Source organism: uncultured Methanobrevibacter sp., assembly GCF_902771435.1.
GTDB lineage: Archaea > Methanobacteriota > Methanobacteria > Methanobacteriales > Methanobacteriaceae > Methanocatella.
The window spans coordinates 1-2,162 of the sequence record NZ_CACXXB010000094.1; the positions used below are offsets into that span (position 1 = coordinate 1).

General features: G+C 32.2%; 4 protein-coding genes. All 4 read left to right on the forward strand.

The annotated features are described in order from the left end of the window. Positions 1 to 232 precede the first annotated feature (232 nt). Positions 233 to 1,075, forward strand: a complete 843-nt coding sequence (locus tag QZU83_RS10675; RefSeq protein WP_295611964.1) for a hypothetical protein — start codon at positions 233 to 235, stop codon at positions 1,073 to 1,075. 8 nt (positions 1,076 to 1,083) lie between these two features. Beyond that, positions 1,084 to 1,314: a hypothetical protein gene (locus QZU83_RS10680; protein ID WP_295611965.1), complete on the forward strand. Its 231-nt coding sequence runs from the start codon at positions 1,084 to 1,086 to the stop codon at positions 1,312 to 1,314. Positions 1,315 to 1,353: 39 nt separating this feature from the next. Further along, on the forward strand, positions 1,354 to 1,914 hold the full coding sequence (locus QZU83_RS10685; RefSeq protein ID WP_295611966.1) for a hypothetical protein: 561 nt from the start codon (positions 1,354 to 1,356) through the stop codon (positions 1,912 to 1,914). A gap of 47 nt (positions 1,915 to 1,961) precedes the next feature. Then, the coding region (locus QZU83_RS10690; RefSeq protein WP_295611967.1) for a hypothetical protein at positions 1,962 to 2,162 on the forward strand (201 nt) is incomplete at its 3' end.

Genomic DNA, 2,162 nt, shown 5'->3' on the forward strand with positions numbered 1-2,162 from the left:
CAAACGCAGCAATTAATATTCTAAACCGCTGGTTCAACGGGGATAGCCTGATAAAATACTTAAATTAACCATTATTAAGTGAAAATAATTCAGGAATCCTCATCCTCTATAGGATGGGGTGGTTCAATGATTTTACTTTGGAAAATTTATTTTAGAGTGTTATATTGCTTTTATTTTTAATTTAAGAAAATTTTAAATATTATTTTTCATAAATAATTATTTAGTAATTGTCATGGTTCAAAATAAGGATGCTTCATTTAAATTCATATCTAAAGATCATTTAAAAGAACTTTTTGACATTCTTGATTTTCACTTGGATTTTGACATTGACCCTTTGGACGTTGAGGTTTTGTCGACTGAGGTTGTGGTAATCGAGCCTTCCCTTGTGCGGCCGGATTACATCATTCGAATTAAAAATATAATATTCATGATGGAATTTGAAAGTTCTCATGTGGGCTTGAAAAAGAAAAAGCTATTCAAATTGTATATTGCAGCCTATGATTACAAAAATAATGATAAAAATGATAGTATAATCTTTTTTGTTGTTTCCACCAAAGAAAAATCAAAAATGGCTGAATATAACATTAATGATTGGGATTCGTTCAAGTTTCCAATCATTTCACTCAGGGAATTGGACAAGGAAAAAATTATTAATGATATTAAAACAAAAATGGATAACAAAGATACGTTCACCAATAGGGAATTGATTGAATTGGCTTTGACACCTATATTGGAAAAGGATAAGGAAAATGTCATTGACCAATTCTACGAAACAAAAGAGATAATGTCAAAAATCCACTATCCGTCTGATGAAATCAAAACATCTGTATATGGGATTGTTTTGATGCTTAGCAGTATGTATTTTGATGAGTTGGATCCAATTAGAAAAGATATTCAAGGTGATTTGATGGGTAAAGTTGACTGTGTTGCGGAAGCTTGCAAGAAGAGTTTTGATGAAGGGGAGATTAACGTTGTTAGGAATATGTTAGTTAATTCTGATTTGTCTGTTGAGGAGATTTCTAGGATTTCTGGTGTTTCTTTGGATAAGGTTGTTGATTTGAAAGGTAGGTTGTGAAGTTGGTATTGCGAGTCTATTTTTTGGATGATTTTGGAGGTAAAGTTGACTGTGTTGCGGAAGCTTGCAAGAAAAGTTTTGAGGAGGGTCATTCAGAAGGTCATTCTGAAGGATATTCTGAATGTGAAGATGTTGTTGTTAGGAATATGTTAGTTAATTCTGATTTGTCTGTTGAGGAGCTTTCTAGGATTTCTGGTGTTTCTTTGGATAGAGTTGTTGATTTGAAAAATAAGTTGTGAATTAAGCTAATAAATCAGACAGTCAATTGCGGTGAGTGGATGTTAATCAAAAGAAAAGTCTTAAGACCAAAGGATTTAAAGAAAATTTCAAAGTATTCCTGTGATGAGAAGATTAAGGAGGCCTACATTAATTACCTGACCAATTATTCATTCAAGGAGTTTGTAAAATACTGTGATGAGAATTCAAATATGGATTTTCCGGATTTGATTTTCAAGTTCGCCGATTTGCAGCTGGAAAAATATGAGCCCAATTCTCTGATTTGGGTTTCCCATGTGATGCTTAATTTTGTAATATATTTTGATGTTAATCTTGATTATGGCGAGTATTATGATGCTTATGCTTCTGCTCTTCAGCTTACAGTCCTTTCCTGTGCTATGAAAATGTCAATCGACAAGGTTTCCTTTGATGAAGTTCCGTTTCCTGAAAGTTCTGCGTCTTGCTTTGATAAATTATTCTCCACTAAACCTGATTTTGAATATGATTTGAAAAAGGATTGCGATTTGGCATATAATTCATTCAACACTAATTTTGATTTTGAAGCTGGGCAATTCTATGCTCTCGTCAAAGCTCATTTTGATGAAAATTTTGTTTCATATTAAACAGTTTCATTGGAAACATTTATATTGTCTTATTTTAAACTATTATTATGGACGAAGAAATTTTTGAAAATGCTCCATTCATAGCATGGATTCATAATCTGTCTAAAAGTCAGCTGAAGTACTTGAATTCACGATTGAATGATTTGGACTTGGGCCATGAGATAAAATACATAATGATGATTTATGAAAATCCCAATTCCTCTCAGGATGATTTGGTAAACTTTTCCGGTCAAAGCAAAGGAAATATT

Bases quoted from the DNA above. Each gene is read 5' to 3' on its own strand.
- QZU83_RS10675 (WP_295611964.1), top strand. From the start codon at position 233: ATGGTTCAAAATAAGGATGCTTCATTTAAATTCATATCTAAAGATCAT.
- QZU83_RS10685 (WP_295611966.1), top strand. From the start codon at position 1,354: ATGTTAATCAAAAGAAAAGTCTTAAGACCAAAGGATTTAAAGAAAATT.